At 43.1% G+C, this 19,873-nt stretch carries 14 protein-coding genes; 6 read left to right on the top strand and 8 right to left on the bottom strand.

Going from position 1 to position 19,873, the window contains the following annotated elements:
• Positions 1-57 precede the first annotated feature (57 nt).
• The 3 genes from ACE3G9_RS08085 to ACE3G9_RS08075 all read right to left on the bottom strand — a co-directional run bounded on the left by ACE3G9_RS08085 (position 58) and on the right by ACE3G9_RS08075 (position 3,330).
• Positions 58-573 carry an ATP-dependent zinc protease family protein gene (locus tag ACE3G9_RS08085; protein ID WP_417880420.1) on the bottom strand — a complete coding sequence of 172 codons (516 nt, stop codon included), beginning with the start codon at positions 571-573 and terminating at the stop codon, positions 58-60.
• A gap of 93 nt (positions 574-666) precedes the next feature.
• Positions 667-1,455, bottom strand: a complete 789-nt coding sequence (locus ACE3G9_RS08080; RefSeq protein ID WP_449218877.1) for a class I SAM-dependent methyltransferase — start codon at positions 1,453-1,455, stop codon at positions 667-669.
• 42 nt (positions 1,456-1,497) lie between these two features.
• Positions 1,498-3,330: a sensor domain-containing protein gene (locus tag ACE3G9_RS08075; RefSeq protein ID WP_449218920.1), complete on the bottom strand. Its 1,833-nt coding sequence runs from the start codon at positions 3,328-3,330 to the stop codon at positions 1,498-1,500.
• A gap of 662 nt (positions 3,331-3,992) precedes the next feature.
• Here ACE3G9_RS08075 and asnC point away from each other — a divergent pair.
• Positions 3,993-4,457 (top strand): transcriptional regulator AsnC, encoded by a 465-nt coding sequence (gene asnC, locus ACE3G9_RS08070; RefSeq protein ID WP_449218876.1) that lies wholly within the window; start codon positions 3,993-3,995, stop codon positions 4,455-4,457.
• A gap of 177 nt (positions 4,458-4,634) precedes the next feature.
• Here the strand turns inward: asnC and ACE3G9_RS08065 are convergent, their stop codons facing one another.
• The gene (locus tag ACE3G9_RS08065; protein ID WP_449218875.1) at positions 4,635-6,188 is read right to left on the bottom strand and encodes a DUF3612 domain-containing protein; all 1,554 of its coding nucleotides are present in this window, start codon (positions 6,186-6,188) and stop codon (positions 4,635-4,637) included.
• Between the two features lie 257 nt (positions 6,189-6,445).
• Here ACE3G9_RS08065 and ACE3G9_RS08060 point away from each other — a divergent pair, with 257 nt between their 5' ends.
• Entirely contained in the window at positions 6,446-8,614 is a 2,169-nt protein-coding gene (locus ACE3G9_RS08060; protein ID WP_449218919.1) for a malate synthase G, read from the top strand.
• 170 nt (positions 8,615-8,784) lie between these two features.
• Positions 8,785-10,398 (top strand): isocitrate lyase, encoded by a 1,614-nt coding sequence (locus ACE3G9_RS08055; protein WP_449218874.1) that lies wholly within the window; start codon positions 8,785-8,787, stop codon positions 10,396-10,398.
• Between the two features lie 369 nt (positions 10,399-10,767).
• Here ACE3G9_RS08055 and ACE3G9_RS08050 read toward each other — a convergent pair whose 3' ends face one another.
• Complete coding sequence (locus ACE3G9_RS08050) at positions 10,768-11,391, bottom strand: LysE/ArgO family amino acid transporter (protein ID WP_449218873.1); 624 nt, start codon at positions 11,389-11,391, stop codon at positions 10,768-10,770.
• A 125-nt stretch (positions 11,392-11,516) separates the two neighbouring features.
• Between ACE3G9_RS08050 and ACE3G9_RS08045 the strand changes: the two genes are divergently transcribed.
• Complete coding sequence (locus ACE3G9_RS08045) at positions 11,517-12,404, top strand: ArgP/LysG family DNA-binding transcriptional regulator (RefSeq protein WP_449218872.1); 888 nt, start codon at positions 11,517-11,519, stop codon at positions 12,402-12,404.
• Positions 12,405-12,592: 188 nt separating this feature from the next.
• Here ACE3G9_RS08045 and prlC read toward each other — a convergent pair whose 3' ends face one another.
• On the bottom strand, positions 12,593-14,647 hold the full coding sequence (prlC, locus tag ACE3G9_RS08040) for an oligopeptidase A (protein WP_449218871.1): 2,055 nt from the start codon (positions 14,645-14,647) through the stop codon (positions 12,593-12,595).
• 337 nt (positions 14,648-14,984) lie between these two features.
• Here prlC and ACE3G9_RS08035 point away from each other — a divergent pair, with 337 nt between their 5' ends.
• Complete coding sequence (locus ACE3G9_RS08035; RefSeq protein WP_417880429.1) at positions 14,985-15,821, top strand: 23S rRNA (adenine(2030)-N(6))-methyltransferase RlmJ; 837 nt, start codon at positions 14,985-14,987, stop codon at positions 15,819-15,821.
• An 85-nt stretch (positions 15,822-15,906) separates the two neighbouring features.
• Positions 15,907-17,265 (top strand): glutathione-disulfide reductase, encoded by a 1,359-nt coding sequence (gorA, locus tag ACE3G9_RS08030; protein ID WP_417880430.1) that lies wholly within the window; start codon positions 15,907-15,909, stop codon positions 17,263-17,265.
• A gap of 159 nt (positions 17,266-17,424) precedes the next feature.
• Here gorA and ACE3G9_RS08025 read toward each other — a convergent pair whose 3' ends face one another.
• Both ACE3G9_RS08025 and ACE3G9_RS08020 read right to left on the bottom strand, forming a co-directional pair.
• Complete coding sequence (locus ACE3G9_RS08025) at positions 17,425-18,009, bottom strand: D-Ala-D-Ala carboxypeptidase family metallohydrolase (protein WP_417880431.1); 585 nt, start codon at positions 18,007-18,009, stop codon at positions 17,425-17,427.
• Positions 17,975-19,750, bottom strand: coding sequence for a PEGA domain-containing protein (locus ACE3G9_RS08020; protein ID WP_449218870.1), 1,776 nt, complete (start codon positions 19,748-19,750; stop codon positions 17,975-17,977). The genes ACE3G9_RS08025 and ACE3G9_RS08020 overlap by 35 nt, the downstream gene beginning before the upstream one ends.
• Positions 19,751-19,873: the final 123 nt, after the last annotated feature.

The raw sequence follows: 19,873 nt of genomic DNA, 5'->3' as shown, positions 1-19,873 counted from the left end.
TACAAGTGAAAATTACTCGCATTTGAAAGCAGTTATGACAAAGGTTTGATTTTAAGATTAATTCTTATGGATATATTTTTGTTCAACATCCACTAATGCAACGGGGTTGAGGAAAGAGCGACCAATCAAAATCGCATTGATCATGTGGTCACGATCCACCAAGTTAAATGGCGTAGTGTAGGTCTTATCGCCCAGCTTAATAGTTAATTCAACAATTGGACGACGTGAGGTTTCTGGACTTGAAGATTGTTTAATATGCACCCAGCGCTTAACTGGCAAGGTAATTTCTTTGCTCACATCATCTTTGGCTTTAATTTTAAATGACACCATATCTTTGCCGTCTTTTTCAAAATCATGAATATCGATGGCGTTGATCGAAGATGTGGTCGCGCCGGTATCTATTTTGGCGATAGTACGCTGATCGGTATCTAAAACCGTGATCCACTCTTTTTCGCCGACCACGATTTTATCTTGTAGTAATTGTGCGACCTCTTGTTGTGGTTCGGCAACTACCACAAACGAAGCTAAAGGAGTGAATAACGAAGCGGTCAATAAAACTTGAGAGAATTTCATAATCACCTTTTTATCTCTGAATATAAATACCCAATAATTGGGGAACAACTCTTATTCCGACTCTATGCTCGCACATTAATTCATTAGGGCGTGTTAATTTTGTGTCACCATACTGTTGAGAACATATACATCAAAGCGATTTTTCTTGGTTTCAATCGCCATACTAGGTTTGTGTTGATCGAGCCACGGCGCGTAGTCTGGGCGCTTGACTACCACTCGCTTGGTGGCAAGTTGCAGTGCAGGTTCTAATAAGCCATCGGCATCATTATCGGCCCCTACTAGCGATTGAAATACTCGCATTTCTTTTTTAACTAATGCGCTTTTCTTTTTGTTTTCAGGATGAGGGTACATAGGATCGAGATAGACGACATCCGGCTGAACGAAATCACTTTGCGCCATTAATTTCTGTAGGGCATCGTGACTCGAAGCATGCAATAGGCTCATGCGTTCACTGACCCACTCGCCAATTTCAACATCTTGCTTGGCGCGGGTTAAACCATCATCCAATAAAGCCGCAACCACAGGGTTACGCTCTACCATTTGAACCTTGCACCCTAACGATGCTAATACAAATGCATCGCGCCCTAATCCGGCAGTGGCATCCAGTACACTCGGTGTGACACCTTTGTTTAAACCTGCTGCTTTAGCGATCGCTTGGCCTTTACCCCCACCAAATTTACGACGGTGAGCGACTGCGCCTCCGGCTAAATCAACATAAATAGCGCCTAGCTTAGGTTCATCTAATTTACGTAACTCCAAACGTTGCTCGGTCAGTACCAAAGCAAACACGCTATCGGGCTGATGGGTAAGTTGCCAACGCGCAGCAATCTCATCTAATTGAGCTTGCTGAGAAGGATTATCACAACATAGGTTCAATTGCACACAAACTCCAAAAATAATACAGATTCAAATAATGACGCGGCATTATCCGTTATCCGGAACATAAGATGAAGCAGGTTGAGAAATAAAACTTTCGACTAGATACTCTAGTGGTTGAGGAGGACTAATTAAGTAGCCTTGAGCATAGTCGACGCCTAGGCCAACTAGGCACGATAATATTTCTTCATTTTCCACAAACTCAGCCACAGTTTGCTTACCAAGCTGCTTAACAAGATTATGAATTGATTGCACTAAAATATAGTCAACTTCATTTTGATGCATATCTCGCACAAAGCAACCATCAATTTTCACGATATCTAACGGTAAGGTTTTTAAATAAGCAAAAGAAGACAAGCCGGAACCGAAATCATCTAACGCAATCTTACAACCTAACCGCTTTAAGCGAGTAAACAACTGGGAGGCTTGTTGCATATTCCCTACCGCAGCCGTTTCAGTGATTTCAATACAGATTTTTTCTGTTGGTACACTGGTGTTTTGCAACAGATCAATCAGAAAATCAATAAAGTCTTTATCGCCCATAGACTGACCTGAAAGATTTATTGAGCAACGCCCTAGCTTATCAATCACATCCAGTCGCGCTTCAAACCAGGCTAAAGTTTGCTTAAATACTTCCCGGTCAACCAAATGAGCCAAGTTATAGCGCTCAATCGCTGGAATAAAGATCCCCGGTGACATCAGCTCATTCTTATCATCACGCAAGCGCACCAATATTTCAAAGTGCAATTTGTCACTCGGTGCTGGCGCAATATCTAAAATCGGTTGAGCATACAGTTCTAATCGATCATTGGCTAATGCGTCATATACCTGGCAAACACAGGCCATTTCCAACTCACGATGACGGAAGTATTCATCATCACAATTATAAAAATGCGCTCGATTACGCCCTTCTTCTTTGGCTAAATGACAAGCGGTATCCGCCTGGGCATTAATTTTTTGCACCGATTCTGCAGTGCTATCAATTTTACGGATCCCGATCGAGCAATTTAAGTTAAAGTGAATACCTCGCCACATAAACTGACTTTGATTAAAACCATTGAGAATCGACTGAGCAAATTGATTCACTTCGTCCTCATCACAATCACACAATAAAATAGCAAACTCATCACCATCGGTTCTTGCCAGTGTCGCTTTTTCTGGAATTAACTGCTCTAACAGCTCTGCACTATAGACAATCGCCGCATCGCCAGCTTCATGGCCGACGGTATCATTAATTAATTTAAACTGGTCAAGATCGAGAAAAAATAAAGCATGTTCACGTGCATTGTCTTTCACTTCCTTTAAAGCCATGACTAATTGTTGCTCAAAATGATATCGGTTATACAAGCCGGTTAAACCATCGTGATGAACTTGGTATTTTAATTGCTCAGCTAACAGGTAGGTTTCGGTAATATCTTCACCGACAATGAGTAGTTGACGAGTTTCTGGGATTTGCCGAATATTTTCTCTTATCCAGACTAACTGACCCGTATTATCAATATATTGGATTTCACGACGCGCGACTAAAGCATGTTTTTTTTGTGGTTGACGTAGCTTTTCTAGCACATTGATGTCAGTGGTTTTGGCATAAAAACTTTGTAGTTTTCGACCTAAAATTGGCAGGTTATCGTAACCTAATATTTCCGAGGTAAACTTGTTAGCAGCTTGAATACAATCCTGTTCATCAATAGTCAGCATCATCACTGGCTGTAATTGATAATAATTTCTAAACTTAGCCTCACTTTCAATTAAGCGTTTTTCTGCCAATTTGCGGTCGGTAATATCCTTGCCTTCAAATAAATATTGTTCATCATGCCCATCCGTTATTGGCAACTTTTTAATGCTTAAATCTAAAGTAATCGGTCCAATATTGGTTCTCATTAATTCAACTTCAAGACGAACGACACCTTCTTGCTGTGCTTTGAGAAACGCCTGCTGAACGTTTTCACCACTCGATGCCTTCCAGCCTCCATAGGTCCAAACTGGGTAACCATAATCAAAGTTCGGGTCATACACCCATTCTTTCAAAGTTTGATTACTAGAGATCAATAGCCCTTTTTTATCAACAATACCAATGGCTTGTCGGCTTAAATCATAAACCGTTTCTAATAAATACTGACTTTTCTGTGATTGATTTTCAGTAATACGAACACGCTTAAAATGACGAATAATTAAAAATAAAACGACGGTTAATACAATCAAATAGGCGAGAAAATGCAACATATCATTAGAGTGAGGAATAGCTGAAGAACTAGACTGAGCTTGGCGGATCATCGCTGAGTTTGTTTCTGACATTGTAGACTCTATTCTTGATGTGGTTTCGTTGCCAGTTGCCCAAACAAGACTACTCGCAAAGGAAAGAGCGAAAGTAATAACATACCGAAGATTTACATTCATTCTGTACCCAAATAAAAATGAGCAATCACTCACTTTAGCAATAAAGATTTATGTTATTAACCTTACCAACTATTTTATTGTTTTGTTTGTTATATTCGTAAAACAAAGAAAAAAATTAAATTAATACTGTGAGTTAAGGAATCCACATGCCCGATCCGAATGTCCGATTAGATGAACTTGATAAAGCGATTCTGAAGATTTTAATGGCCGATGCACGAACACCTTATGCCGAGATGGCAAAACGCTTTGATGTGAGTCCGGCGACAGTCCATGTTCGAGTGGAAAAGATGCGATCCGCTAAAGTGATTGAAGGCACTGAAGTGGTCGTTAATGCTAAAAAACTAGGTTATGACGTATGTTGTTTTATTGGTATTAATTTAAATGCGGCGCGAGATTACCACTCTGCCATTGAAAAGCTCAATGCGTTAGATGAAGTGGTCGAAGCCTACTACACCACCGGTGCCTACAATATTTTCGTTAAATTGATGTGTAAAAATATCGAAGAGCTGCAATATGTATTGATTGATAAGCTACAAGCGATTGATGAAGTACAGTCCACCGAAACCTTGATTTCATTACAAAACCCGATTAATCGTAACGTTAATCCATAAACGACAAAGCTGCCCGATAAAAACACAAAAACCAGAAACGCCACGTGCGCTTCTGGTTTTTTATACCACCTAGTCAACCTTAATCCACCACCTAGAAACTAGGAACTCGGAATTAGGGACATAAACGTTTCTCGTCTCTCGAATGCTCGTAACTCGAGAAGGTCGATTCAGCTATCATTACAAAGTCGAGACTCTAGCATTCGAGCTACGAGTTTCGACTTTATCCTTATAACATCTCGGCTGCCTTGGGCACATTCCGCCTCGTGAACAAATCACCCTCGCTTGATTTTCGATCCCACGTTCGATCCAATTTATATTTAAGATCCGCGCTACGGTACATAGTTGTTGTTTAATTTGATAAGGGATTTCACATTGACCACCTTTACGCACACATTCTTTTTGCAAAGCAGTGGCAATGGTGATCGCATCTTCCCCTTGTGCTTCTAAAGCTGGATTTAAATCAACCCCCGAACACAACACATGATAATTACCTGCCATGTCTTTGACTTTAACCGACTCACAACAATAAATATGTGGTATACCATCTTGATTCAGAACGGATATTTGCGCGACTGGTGTGTTACCAGGAATACCTATCATGCGGAAAACCGACCAATGTTGGCACGGATCTTCTACCATTCGCATATTGCCCCAAGGTAGAGGAATGCCATTACCACGATAGACCGCTTTCAATTTACCCGGATTATAAGCATCAAAATAATGCCAATGAGGGTACGGTGAAACCGCGGTCATACGACGCATCACCACCGACTCTGACACACCGATTAATTTACTTACACTAATCTCATAACCATGACGATCGAGCAACTGACGAAATGGTACTTTCGGACACAGCAACGCACCGGCAAAAAATGAACATTCAAAATCGCGCCACGCTTGCAGAATATGTTTGGAATCTAAACTATTCACATCCCGTGTTTGATCCGGCATTAAAGTGGATAAATTACGATTATCCGAAGCAATCACATGCTTTTCACCATCACTGTTGTGCAACACTTTATGGCCAATGTGTACTGCTAAATCGTATTTAAGTTTTTCTGGTGTAGCTTTTAATGCACGGTTGACTCGGATCACGCCCGGCACTTCAGCATAAGAACGCACAATATGTTTGGATTTTACCCCATGAACATCCTCCACATCTTGTGATGGCTCATCAAACCATTTAATTTTCACCCCGACCTCTTGGCAAATCTCCAATAAATCCTCGACCGACAGCGGCATGCGCTTTTGACCGACTTTTTCCGCTGCCTTTTCGAGATCAGGAAAGTGATTTTGATGATGTTCTTGGTGAGCACGAATTAAAAGGTGTGCAAATTGATGCCCAGTCGTACCGGTTTGCGACAACACTTCGGGGATGGCAATTTGTAAAATATCATTGGAAAACAAAAAGCTTGGTTCGAGCACCATGCCATTAATTCCACCACGACTACCCTTTTCTGGGGTGATTTCTTGTTCTTCACTGGCATCATCTAAAAACCAGTGCAGTGGCTTTTGAAATACCTGCGCGATCACATCTAACATGGCTTCGCTTGGTACTCGCTTACCTCGTTCAATCATCGAAAGGTACGACACCGAAGGCGCATCTTCAGGGTCAATTTTAATGCAACGCGATGACAAGTCTTCCAAAGTTAAACCATTACGTTTCCGTAGGTTACGAACTTTTGTGCCGAGAAAGTGTGACTGTCTATTTAACGAACTTGATGCCTTCATCCTTGACCTCTTATTTGTAAAATTTACATTGTGTAATTTTCTTTGTGAAATTTTATTCAGTTTATCGCTATTCTTTTAGTCACAGGATGAAAAAGCAGCATTTGATGTTCAACTTTAAGACAGCGGTCACTAATTGAGAGATCAGTGATTCAAAAAAAAATAGTCAAAAAGCCAATATCAAATCATCGCCACTGCTAAAAAATGAGTCGCAACATGAGGGAATGAATATGAACTTAGCACATACTATCGATGGTCCAATGACCAGTACACAAACAACATTAGCCACTCAACACCAATTCAATGCCGAGCTAGTTCAATTCGTCAATCAACAAGTGTTGCCATTAACGGGTCTCGATCAGCAGCAATTTTGGGCTAATTTCAGCCAACTGTTGAATGATCTTGCGCCGAAGAATCAAGAATTGCTAGAAACTCGTACTCGTCTACAAACTCAAATTGATGACTGGCACAAAAGCCACCCTCAATTTAATCAAGGCGAATATCAGGCATTTTTACAACAAATTGGCTACCTAGTTGAACAAGGCGACGACTTCCAAATCAGCACTCAAAATGTTGATCAAGAAATTGCCACACTAGCGGGGCCACAACTTGTCGTACCGATTAAAAATGCTCGCTTTGCACTAAATGCTGCCAATGCTCGCTGGGGTAGTCTTTACGATGCAGCGTACGGCAGCGACATCATTACTCAATCGGAAGGCTTAAAAGCGGGTAAGAAATACAACCCAGCTCGTGGCAAACATGTGATTGATTTCGCTAAAACCTTTTTAGATGACAACTTCCCACTAAAACAAGGCTCACATCACGATGTTCAAAGCTATTCAGTGTATTTCCATCACTTATTGGCGACGTTCCCTGATGGTAGTCAATCAGGTTTAGCGCAACCTTGTCAGTTTGTTGCTTCTAGTAACCCAGATGTAGAACCAACTTCTATCGTGTTGAAAAACCACGGTTTGCACATTGAGTTAATCATTAACCGTAAAGGTGCAATTGGTAAACATGACATTGCAGGTTTGGATGATATTCAAGTTGAATCGGCACTTTCGACCATTATGGATTTTGAAGACTCCGTTGCGGCCGTTGATAGCCAAGACAAACTTGAGGCCTATCAAAATTGGTTTGGCCTAATCACTGGCAACCTAACAGCCACGATCAGCAAAGGCAATCAAACTCAAATTCGCCGCCTGAACTGCGACCGTAACTACACCCATAAAAATGGTGATGACTACAACTTACATGGCCGTTCATTGCTACTGGTTCGTAACGTTGGTCACTTGATGACAAGTGATTTAGTACAAACCGCACAAGGTAAAAATATGCCAGAAGGCTTAATTGATGCTGTGATCACAGCACTTATTGCCGCGATTGAAATTAAGAATCCACAAGCATGTCGCGTGACCAATAGCCGTACTGGCAGTATTTATATCGTTAAACCGAAAATGCATGGCCCACAAGAAGTGGCATTCAGCAATGAACTATTCGAACGTGTAGAGAACATGCTCGATCTTGAGCCGAATACCATCAAAATGGGGATTATGGATGAAGAACGTCGCACAACCGTTAATTTAAAAGAATGTATCCGCGCCGCACAATCACGCGTGGTATTCATCAACACCGGATTTTTAGACCGCACTGGCGATGAAATTCACACCAGCATGCAAGCCGGTGCTTTTAAACCGAAAGCGGATATTAAGCAGCAAACCTGGATTGAAGCTTATGAAAACAACAATGTCGAAGTGGGTCTAGCATGTGGTTTTACTGGTAAAGCGCAGATTGGCAAAGGCATGTGGGCAATGCCAGAGGAAATGAAAGCCATGATGGCGGCTAAAGTCACTCATCCAAAATCGGGCGCTAATACCGCTTGGGTGCCCTCGCCGACCGCGGCCACATTACACGCTTTGCATTATCACCAAGTAGACGTATTTGCCGAGCAACAAATGATCGCTGAGCGCACACCGACTAATCAAGCGGATTTATTAACCCTTGAATTACTAGAAGAAACGCTTTCTCAACAACAAATTGAAGCGGAACTCGATAACAACATTCAAGGCATCTTAGGTTACGTAGTGCGCTGGGTTGAAATGGGAATTGGCTGCTCCAAAGTGCCTGATATTAATAACATCGAACTAATGGAAGACCGCGCCACCTTGCGTATCTCCAGCCAACACATTGCCAACTGGTTGTTGCACAAAGTTTGCCGCCCAGAGCAAGTGATGGACAGCATGAACAAAATGGCACAGGTAGTTGATGCACAAAACGAAGGCTCAGAAGGTTATCAACCTATGCTGCCAAATGTTGAGCAAAGCCTGGCATTTCAAGCCGCAAGAGAGTTGATTTTCCAAGGCCGTAATCAACCGAGTGGGTATACGGAACCGTTACTGCATCAGTACCGAGCTTGGGCAAAAGGTTAAAACGAATCTCGAATCTAGGGCACTACGCTGCTCGTTTCTCGAAGAACAGCACAGTGCATTAGAAAACGATAAAAACATACCAAATCCAATAACGAAAAACGCAGAGCGTCCGAGCGACGAAACACGAGAAGCGAAGCGCTCTAGCAACGAAAATATAGAAGGGAATCATTATGCCAAATACAACAACCCAACATAGCTACAAGCATCAACTTACTGAAGCGCAAAAAACCATTGAAAGCCAAAGTACTTGGAATGCTATCACGCCGGAGTATGTCGCTCGTATGCGCTTACAAAATCGCTTCCGCACTGGGCTTGATATTGCACGCTTTACAGCAAAAATCATGCGTGAAGATATGGAGGCTTACGATCAAAACGCTGCAAACTACACACAATCTCTAGGTTGCTGGCATGGATTTATCGGCCAACAAAAAATGATTTCAATTAAGAAGCATTTTGAAACGACCCGTGGTCGTTACTTGTACCTTTCTGGTTGGATGGTCGCGGCAATGCGTTCTGAATTTGGCCCATTGCCTGACCAATCCATGCACGAGAAAACCTCAGTGCCAATGCTGATTGAAGAGTTGTACACTTTCTTGAAACAAGCCGATGCGCGTGAACTCAATCATCTATTTAAAGATCTTGATGCGGCGCAAGCGTCAGGCGATCAAATTAAAGTACAAGCGGTACAAAAGCAGATCGATAATTTTGAAACTCATGTAGTACCTATCATTGCCGATATCGATGCAGGTTTTGGTAATGAAGAAGCGACCTACCTACTGGCGAAGAAGATGATTGAAGCCGGTGCATGCTGTATTCAAATCGAAAACCAGGTGTCAGATGCCAAACAATGTGGTCACCAAGACGGTAAAGTCACTGTGCCACATGAGGATTTTTTAGCGAAAATTAACGCAGTTCGCTACGCATTCTTAGAGCTTGGTGTGGAAGATGGCGTAATTGTCGCGCGTACAGATTCACTGGGTGCGGGGCTTACCCAAAAAATCCCAGTATCACAAAGCGAAGGTGATTTAGCCGACCAATACAATGCCTACATTGATGGGGTTGAGATTCAATCTCTAACAGAGTTGAACTCTGGTGATATGGTAATAAAACAAGGTGATGCGGTAATTAAGCCAACTCGACTACCAAATGGCTTGGTTCGCTTTAAACCAAATACAGGTGAAGATCGCGTAGTACTAGATTGCATTACTTCGCTACAAAACGGCGCCGATTTACTATGGATTGAGACCGAAAAACCACATATTGGTCAAATCGCCGGAATGGTAAATCGTATCCGTGAAGTGATTCCAAATGCGAAATTGGTGTACAACAACAGCCCATCGTTCAACTGGACGCTCAACTTCCGTCAGCAAGTATTCGATATGTGGGCAGAAGCAGGTCAAGATGTATCCGCTTACGACCGTGACCAGTTAATGAGTCAAGTGTATGACGGTTCAGAACTAGCACTAGAAGCGGATGCGAAAATCCAAAGCTTCCAACGTGATGCGGCGGCACAAGCGGGTATTTTCCACCACTTGATTACGCTACCGACTTACCACACCGCCGCACTTTCAACGGATAACTTGGCGAAAGACTACTTCGGTGAGCAAGGCATGTTGGCATACGTAGCCGGCGTTCAGCGTAAAGAACTGCGTCAAGGTTTAGCCTCGGTGAAACACCAAGATATGTCAGGTTCGAACATCGGCGATGATCACAAAGAGTACTTCTCGGGTGACCAAGCACTGAAAGCATCGGGCGAGAATAATACGATGAATCAGTTCTCGTAACGTCTCTCGAGTCTCGAGTGCTTCGCTGCTCGTAACTTGAAAAAGATTTAACTCGTTCCCTTAACCAAAAGGCTTCCTACTTCTCAATTGATGAGAGTATAGAAGCCTTTTTTTATCGTTATTCGAAGTTCGGAATCTCGGCCGCATTATTGCTCTTGGTTCGAAAAGCTAAAATCCAAAGCAACCTGAGTTGCTTCATTTTCTCATCATTCCCGCCGAGCCATAGCGAGAACAGGAATCTAATCACAACGCGCTGAATATAGATCCCTGATAACTCCTTCGTCGTTTCAGGGATGACAATTTTTATTATTATCTTCCACCGCCGTTCGAGCTACGATCAACGCAGTGCCCGAGCACCGAGTCACGCACCTAGAAACTAGAAACTAAACTCTTCACCAACCCCACCGCAATCGAAAACATAATCACCGCTATCACTGTATCTAAAATCTGCCAGGTTTTCGGGTTAGCAAAAAATGGGATCAGCTTTTTGGCAATATAGGCTACGCCATAAAACCAAATCGCAGAAGCAGTTAACGCACCAACCAAGAACCAACGTTTTTCTTCAAAGTTTAATGATGAAGTAATGCCACCTAACACCAAAATTGTGTCGATATAAACATGAGGATTCAAAAACGTCATTGCCAAGGTCATTAACGCCACCTTGATCCAATTACGACTGACTTCCGAGTTATCAATATCTAAATGACTTTGACCACGCCACGCTGATTTTGCCGATAAAAATCCATACCAACATAAAAAGGCGACACCACATAAGGTTAAGATTTCTGTCATCACAGGGGCTTGATGTAATAATGCGCCAACCCCAAGGACGCCAGTACTGATCAACAATACATCCCCTAAGAAACATAAGGTCGCCACCAGCATTACATAGTTATTTTTCAAACCGGATTTAAGCAAAAAGGCATTCTGACTACCAATCGCCACAATAAGACTACCTGATACAAACGCGCCCTTTAATGCCACACTCAACATGCTTTTTATCCTTGATTATTCTTGCTTACTCACACTTGATAGAGGCTAATATTGCACGACCAAACACATAAGTTAAAATTAAAATAATTAAAGCTTCATAAGAATTACTTAAGAAAGGTGTGGGCATGTTTGACTACAAATTATTAGAATCACTGGAAAGAATTGCAGCGTTGAAAAGTTTTGAAGCTGCGGCACAAGAACTCAATATTAGTCAATCGGCTATTTCACAACGAATTACTAACCTAGAGCAACGGGTCGGTGCCATTTTAGTGCAACGAGGTAAGAACTTAACCCTCACACCTACTGGGCAAAATTTGGTTAATCACGCCATGAAGGTTAAACAACTCGAATTCGAATTACACCACCTACTCGGTGAAGACGGCGTATCTCACCCACTCAAAATTGTCATCAATGCCGATAGCCTTGCCACTTGGTGGTTCAAAGCGACCCAAAATTTCCATCAACAACATAATGTAATGTTTGAACTCTTAATTGAAGATCAAAGCGAAGGATTAAAGCACCTCGAAGAAGGGTTAGCGATGGGCTGTTTATGCAGTTCGAATAAAACCTTATCTGGCATCCGTTGTGAGTACTTAGGCACGATGGAATATCGTTTCTATTGTTCTCCAGATTTTAATAAAAGATACTTCCAGACTTCGCAATCGGAACAAGATCTTGCGGACATATTACAGGTGGCTCCCGCGGTAATTTTCGGCGCAGACGATAAGCTGCAAAAACAGCAATTTCAAAAATGGAACTTACCTACCCAATTCCCCTACCATATTTGCCCATCAAGCGAAGGTCTAGCCGACATGCTCTTACATGGTCAAGGTTATGGTTTGTTACCCGTGATTCAAGCCCAACCTTTTGCTGAACAATTGGTTGATATATTCCCCGATCGTGAAGGGATTGAAGTCCCTCTATATTGGCATTATTGGCATCAAACAGGGTCAGTATTGAATAAGTTGTCAGATGTATTGGTGGGAGAAAAAACCAAGGAGATGATTAGGTAGGTGTCTCGTGTCTCGTGTCTCGTGTCTCGTGTCTCGTGTCTCGTGTCTCGTGTCTCGTGTCTCGTGTCTCGAATAAGCATGTCAGTTTCACACTAGAATAAAACAATAGAAGCGACTCCATTTAATGAAATCGCTTCTATCTTTTTCAAGTCACGAGCAGCGAAGCGCTCGATATTCGAGAACCGAAGTTAGCCTTCAATCCCCGCATGACGCAATAACGCATCAATTTTCGGCTCACGACCACGGAAGCGTTTGAATAGCTCCATCGGCTCTTCACTGCCACCCATTTCTAGGATGTTATTCAAGAAGCTTTGTCCGGTGTCTTTGTTAAAGATACCTTCTTCTTCAAAACGTGAATAAGCGTCACTTGAAAGCAGTTCGGCCCATAAGTAGCTGTAGTAACCTGCACTATAACCACCAGCAAAAATATGGCTGAAGGCATGTGAGAAACGGTTCCATTCTAGACTTGGTAATACCGCCACTTTGGATTTCACATCCGCCAGCGTTTCCAGCACTTTCGCGCCAATTTCTGGGTCGTATTGTGAATGGAGCGTGAAGTCGAATAGACCAAACTCTAACTGGCGTAAAATAAACATTGCCGATTGGAAGTTCTTCGCCGCGAGCATTTTATCCAGCATTTCTTTTGGTAACGCTTCACCGGTTTGGTAGTGACCAGAAATAAACGATAGTGCCTCTTCTTCCCAACACCAGTTTTCTAGGAACTGACTTGGTAGCTCAACCGCATCCCAAGGTACACCGTTAATGCCCGATACCGCTGCCACTTCAACTTGAGTCAGCATGTGGTGAATACCGTGACCAAATTCATGGAACAAGGTTACGACTTCATCATGCGTAAACAAGGCAGGTTTATCCCCCACTGGCTTGTTGAAGTTACAGGTTAAATAGGCCACTGGTGATTGAGTTGAGCCATCAGCCAGCGTGCGACGTACCCGACACTCATCCATCCAAGCGCCACCACGTTTGTGCTCGCGAGCGTATAAATCTAAGTAGAAGCTACCGCGCAATTGACCTTGGCTATCGGTGATTTCAAAGAAACGTACTGACTCATGCCACACATCAACGCCAGTTTTTTCAGTCACTGTCATGCCAAAGACTCGATTTAATACTTCAAATAAACCAGATACTACTTTTGATTCTGGGAAGTATGGGCGTAACTCTTCATCGGAAATTTGAAACAATTTTTGTTTTTGCTTTTCGCTGTAGTATGCAATGTCCCACAGGTTTAATTCGGTCACACCACATTCTTGCTCAGCAAATTGGCGTAGTGCTTCAACTTCACGTTCACCTTGTGGTTTGGCTTTAGTCGCCAAGTTATTAAGAAACTCTAAGACTTGCGCTGGCGTTTCTGCCATTTTGGTGGCGAGCGATTTTTCAGCATAAGAGCTAAAACCAAGCAAGCGTGCGATTTCATGACGAAGTTTTAATTCTTCCGCCATCACTTCGGTGTTGTCCCACTTACCCGCATTTGGACCACGGTCAGAAGCGCGAGTCACAAAGGCTTCGTACATTTCTTGGCGCAATACTTGGTTATCACAATACGTCATCACTGGAATGTAAGATGGCATTTCTAACGTTAATAACCAACCATCCAACTCTTTCGCTTCTGCATTCGCTTTTGCTGCCGCCATGGCAGATTCTGGCATACCGGCTAATTCTGCTTCATCGGTAATATGTTTAGTCCACCCCATAGTGGCATCAAGCACATTATTTGAGAACTTAGAACCAAGCTCAGATAAACGTTTGCTGATTTCACCATAACGCTTTTGTTGATCGGCAGGTAGACCAATCCCCGATAGTTCAAAATCTTTTAATGCATCGGTGATCGATTTTTGCTGAGCGATAGTGAGACTAGTAAATTCATCGCTGGCTTTAAGCGCTTTATACGCTTCATAAAGCCCTTTATGTTGACCAACCCAAGTACCGTACTCAGACAATAGTGGCAAACAGGCTTCATAAGCTTCACGTAACTCTTCGCTATTTTGAACTGAGTTTAAGTGACTGACCGGTGACCAAAGACGACTTAAACGATCATCCGTTTCCGTTAGTGGTTCACAAAGGTTATCCCACGTTGGCTTTTCACCACCAGCAAGCACCTTTTCAACTTGGGCACGGCAATCGGCAATCGCTTGTTCTACAGCAGGCTGGACATGCTCTGGTTTAATTTGAGAAAACGGTGGTAAACCATCTTTAGATTCAACGAACGAGAGTAACGGATTAGACATGAATGCTTTCCTTAATTCGTGTATCCCCTTTGTACTTGAAGCTGCAGCTTTGTTGACGGCGTTCATTCGCCCCCCTATCTCTTTATTAAAGAAAGTCATAGACAAGCTATGCTTATGGGGCCTCATTCTCTTGTCGCCTCACTGCAACTCCAATTACTTTGGGGATAGTGATTCTTCTATATTTAGAAACTTTTCTTTAGGTATAAATGTAGGCTAACTCACTAGATTTCAATGGCGCTGAAAGTAAAAACTACTTTGGACTTTCTTTTATCAGGCAAGGCTCAATAATATTCGGTATCATAGACGGTAATATTGACCCAATTTCAAGAGATAAACCATGCTGAGTTATCGCCATAGTTTTCACGCTGGCAACCATGCCGATGTGGTAAAACACATAGTACAAAGCTTAATTTTGAATGCCTTAAAGCAAAAAGATAAGCCGTTCGTTTACCATGATACGCATGCTGGTGTAGGCCGCTACGACTTAACTCACGAATGGTCAGAAAAAACCGGTGAATACAAACAAGGCATCGCACGCATTTGGGGACAAAACCTTCCTGAAGAAGTGACGAGCTACTTAGAGTCAATCAAAGTACTCAATGATAGTGACGAACTGCGTTACTATCCGGGCTCTCCACGCGTAGCACGTGCTCACTTACGCAATCAAGACCGCATGGTGTTAACAGAACTTCACCCCAGTGATCATCCGCTTTTAGAGCAAGAATTTCATCGTGATCGCCAGGTTAAAATCCATCAAAAAGACGGTTTCGAACATTTAAAAGCCAGCTTGCCACCGAAAGAGCGTCGTGGTTTAGTGCTCATCGATCCGCCTTATGAATTGGCTCACGAATACCAAGATGTGGTGAGAGCCATTGCACAAAGCCATAAGCGCTGGGCGACCGGTATTTATGCCATTTGGTATCCTGTGGTTTATCGTCATACAATTGATGACATGATTGCCAATCTTAAAAAACTCGATATTCGTAACATTTTGCAAATTGAATTAGGCGTCTCTGCCGATAGTCTTGAGCGCGGTATGACGGCATCGGGCATGATAGTGATTAATCCACCGTGGAAATTAGAAAGCCAAATGACCGAAATTTTGCCTATGCTACAACAAGCAATCGCGCCAAGCACAGGCCATCATAAAGTTGAGTGGATTGTTCCAGAATAATCAGCAATAAATTGAACTAGGGTTGCATAATTCATCTGCTACCCTCATTACATAAAGACAGACATAACAGGTTACGGAGAACAGAATGACAACGCATTTTGATTACATTTGTATTGGTGGCGGTAGTGGCGGTATTGCATCAGCTAACCGTGCAGCCATGTACGGCGCAAAAGTGGCACTGATTGAAGCACAAGATCTGGGTGGCACTTGTGTCAACGTAGGCTGTGTACCTAAAAAAGTAATGTGGCACGGCGCGCAAGTAGCGGAAGCGATTAACCTGTATTCAAAAGATTACGGCTTTGATGTTGAGCTAAAAAGCTTTAACTGGGCCAAAATGGTAGAAAACCGTCAAGCCTATATTGGCCGTATTCACCAATCTTACGACCGCGTATTAGGTAATAACAAAATCAATGTTATCCGAGGCTTTGCTAAGTTTGTGGATGAGAAAACCGTTGAAGTTAACGGCGAGCAATACACGGCGGATCATATCCTGATCGCTGTCGGTGGTCGTCCAACCATTCCAAACATTCCTGGTGCTGAGTACGGTATTGATTCAAATGGCTTTTTCGAGCTAAACGAACAGCCCAAACGCGTTGCTGTGGTTGGTGCAGGTTACATCGCGGTAGAGATTGCTGGCGTACTGAGCGCTCTTGGCACTGAAACTCATTTATTTGTTCGTAAAGAATCACCGCTACGTAGCTTCGATCCTATGATTGTCGAGACTTTAGTTGAAGTAATGAACACCGAAGGCCCAACGCTACACACTAACTCTGTACCAAAAGAGGTAGTAAAAGAAGCTGACGGTAGCATTACTCTTCACCTAGAAAACGGTGAAAGCCAAAATGTTGATACTCTAATTTGGGCAATTGGTCGTCATCCAGCAACCGATGCCATTAACTTAGATGTGACTGGCGTAGCAACCAACGATCGCGGTTACATCAAAGTGGATGAATACCAAGAAACCAACGTCAAAGGTATCTACTGTGTGGGTGATATCATGGAAGGTGGTATTGAACTGACGCCTGTAGCCGTTAAAGCCGGTCGTCAATTATCAGAGCGTTTATTTAACGGTAAAACCGACGCTAAGATGGATTACAACCTAGTGCCAACCGTGGTATTTAGCCACCCGCCAATTGGTACTATTGGTTTAACTGAGCAAGACGCTAAAGCGCAATACGGTGAAGACAATGTCAAAGTCTATACCTCAGGCTTTACCGCTATGTACACCGCCGTCACTTCACACCGTCAACCATGTAAAATGAAGCTGGTGTGTGCTGGTGATGATGAAAAAGTGGTTGGTCTGCACGGTATTGGTTTTACCGTTGACGAAATGATCCAAGGCTTTGCGGTTGCCATGAAGATGGGTGCTACCAAAGCAGACTTTGATGCTGTTGTCGCCATTCACCCAACGGGTAGTGAAGAATTCGTTACCATGAGGGGTTAGTGTAGAAAAAGCATCTTACACGCGTAAATAATTCTGGAAAATAATCAACTACTGACTATGGTGTATGGTCAGTGGTTTATGCTTCAGCGGTGATAATCAAAAGGTGAACCATTAGATTCACCTTTTCACGTTTAGCTATATCGCCGCTAACTTATGATCTTAAGGATCGAGCTCGACATGCAAATGATTAGCATGAAACAAAATGTCGTAGTTGGCATCCATGGTGTTTCTCGCCAAGTTAGTTAGTGCCTGCTGAGCTTGTTGATAGGTGAAAGCATCTTGCGGCCAGTGGGCGGAGTTCCAAGATGGATTGAGATCCACCGCGTCCCCGGTTTGGTGGAAACTATTAATACTTGATGGACCTAATGAATCATTCCTTCTTGGATTACGCCAACCTGACGTGACACGCAGTGGATAACCCCAAGCTTGGCGAATTGTTTGAGCGATGTGTACAGACTCACCGATCACAGCATAAGTGGGGCCGTAATCAGAATAGGTAGAAAACTCATCAAATGTGAAGTTTGTAATGCCTGCTGGGAAATTCGCCGCTGTAATAATGCTGTCACGAGTGGGGGTATTACGTGCAAAGTCTGGACGAAAATCGAGTTTATCTACGTACTCTTGCCGAATTTGAGATTTCACTTCTTGTTCTATTTCGACAGAATCTGTCTCTTCACCACCTGATAGCGCTTTGATTTGGTATTTCAGCTTATGCGAAGCTGGGATCAATATGTTCTGGCACATTTAGGGTAACGATAAGCTGATTCTCACCACTCTGAGTAGTGAAGACACCATCATTTGGCAATACTTCAATAATAGAAAAATCGTCAATATCGAACGTATGCGCATTCCACCATCCTTGATTTGATAGCGTACGGCTACCATTAAAAATCAGACGAGAACCGACTTGGATAGATAGGTTCGCAGTCGTGGAGCCGTTACCATGATCGGAGTAGTAGTGAACATCCGCTTTGTAAGTACCGAAAATTGGGTCAAGAAATGTAAATGTCTCAGGCCCATAGCCATCGGTATCATCGATATCTAGCCTTGCGCCTGGGATACCGCTTAAATTGCCGTACCACGCTTTATTGCCATTGGGATCGGTAATGTGCATATCCACATCAGTATCGTTCGATGACCATGTTAATATGATGGTGATTGAGCGATTCTGCGTTGTACTTTGTGCGGCCGCGCGCGCAGTGGAGTCGATAGAGAACAATTGGACTTGCTGCCCTTCACGATTGATGATCTCAAGTGTGGGTATTGTGCCAGTATTGCCGAGTGCATCGGTCGCTCTCAGCTCAATACTGTTTGATCCAGGCAACAATGAGATAGTGTGATCGAACTCACCATTTGCCGTTACGGAGATAAAAGAATCAAGACCATTCAAGTTGAGCACTAACCGACCATTTTCAAATGTCCCATTGGTATCGGCTACTGTGCCGACGAGCTTAAACACATTATCGGAGACGACAAGTCCATCGGTGATCTCAGGTACCAACTCAATCAAAGGTGAAACCGATGAGTCACCCCTCACGAGTTGCTCTGAAAGTTCTACGCTGGCTGTCGCCATATCAAAACTGACGAATTTTTCATTGTAGCCCGGAATATAGAGTTTTACCTCGTTTTGACCGTTAGGGATATTTTGAATCACAAACGGTGAGAGTTGAGATTGTAGCGCCCCATTTAGATAAACCGATGCTCCTGAAGGTGTCGTATTCAACACTAGAGTGTGATCATCTTGCGGCTTTTTTACCGCCGCAATGAACCCACCATAAAACAGTTGGCTGATAGAAATTTTAAGCTGACTGCCTGTTAGCGAAGTGTGAGGGTAAACTTCCCAACCGTTATCCCCGAGCGCAAGTACCAGAGGTTCTACACCCAGATCGGTTACCTCTTCGCTGTTGTAAGGTATTGCCACGAGAGCTGCAGGTGAAAAAGATTGCCCTATTGGCTGCAAGGTGATCGGTGCGCCTACGGCTTGATAGCCTTGTGGAAGAATAGGCATATGCTCTTTATCTGAGATGATACCAACCTCTAGCTTAACATCGTCAGGAATCTGCACACTGCCTGCTTCAATCAGGAGGTTTGCTCCATATGCTGGGTCTTGTGGGTCATCGACAGAAAGGTTGACTGGCGTGCTATTGTCTGCGGAGTAGATAGCTGAGACTCCTGAATCAGGCTCATAAGTGATGTTAAAACTGGTTTCACCATTAATAGTTCCGTTGAGAAGTGACTGCACGGTTAAGGTTGTTTCTCCGAGTGGTAACAGTAACCCAGCTAACGTAAAGGTGCCGTCTGTGGCAACCGGGGCTGTGATGCTAGGAAATTGCTTGTATTGAACTGAAGTGCCTTCTTCTACGATCGAGACGGATCCTGTAATGTTGAACATTCGCTCCTTCACAACAGAACCATCTTCAATATCCAGCGTGATGGTGTTGTTGTGAAGACAACCACTTACCATCAGAGAAATAAAAATGGCCATAAATAGCCTGACATTCAGCCCCTTAAAAGTAGGTCGTTTTTTTCTCATCGTTGTTACTCCATTAACCTATATGAACCTTGTATTAATGCACAAAGAAAATGTCAAATAAACGCGCTGAGAGTA

It is taken from the genome of Vibrio sp. E150_018 (genome assembly GCF_053544035.1).
The sequence above is the reverse complement of the archived record's forward strand: the minus strand, read 5'-3'. Positions and strand labels throughout refer to the sequence as shown.

What these genes read in the sequence shown, in the direction of transcription:
- ACE3G9_RS08055 (WP_449218874.1), top strand. Translation starts at nt 8,785, where the DNA reads ATGCCAAATACAACAACCCAACATAGCTACAAGCATCAACTTACTGAA.
- ACE3G9_RS08085 (WP_417880420.1), bottom strand. Translation starts at nt 573, where the DNA reads ATGAAATTCTCTCAAGTTTTATTGACCGCTTCGTTATTCACTCCTTTA.
- ACE3G9_RS08075 (WP_449218920.1), bottom strand. Translation starts at nt 3,330, where the DNA reads ATGAGAACCAATATTGGACCGATTACTTTAGATTTAAGCATTAAAAAG.
- ACE3G9_RS08035 (WP_417880429.1), top strand. Translation starts at nt 14,985, where the DNA reads ATGCTGAGTTATCGCCATAGTTTTCACGCTGGCAACCATGCCGATGTG.
- ACE3G9_RS08060 (WP_449218919.1), top strand. Translation starts at nt 6,446, where the DNA reads ATGACCAGTACACAAACAACATTAGCCACTCAACACCAATTCAATGCC.
- ACE3G9_RS08050 (WP_449218873.1), bottom strand. Translation starts at nt 11,391, where the DNA reads ATGTTGAGTGTGGCATTAAAGGGCGCGTTTGTATCAGGTAGTCTTATT.
- ACE3G9_RS08020 (WP_449218870.1), bottom strand. Translation starts at nt 19,750, where the DNA reads ATGGCCATTTTTATTTCTCTGATGGTAAGTGGTTGTCTTCACAACAAC.
- asnC (WP_449218876.1), top strand. Translation starts at nt 3,993, where the DNA reads ATGCCCGATCCGAATGTCCGATTAGATGAACTTGATAAAGCGATTCTG.
- ACE3G9_RS08025 (WP_417880431.1), bottom strand. Translation starts at nt 18,009, where the DNA reads ATGTGCCAGAACATATTGATCCCAGCTTCGCATAAGCTGAAATACCAA.
- ACE3G9_RS08065 (WP_449218875.1), bottom strand. Translation starts at nt 6,188, where the DNA reads ATGAAGGCATCAAGTTCGTTAAATAGACAGTCACACTTTCTCGGCACA.
- ACE3G9_RS08045 (WP_449218872.1), top strand. Translation starts at nt 11,517, where the DNA reads ATGTTTGACTACAAATTATTAGAATCACTGGAAAGAATTGCAGCGTTG.
- prlC (WP_449218871.1), bottom strand. Translation starts at nt 14,647, where the DNA reads ATGTCTAATCCGTTACTCTCGTTCGTTGAATCTAAAGATGGTTTACCA.
- gorA (WP_417880430.1), top strand. Translation starts at nt 15,907, where the DNA reads ATGACAACGCATTTTGATTACATTTGTATTGGTGGCGGTAGTGGCGGT.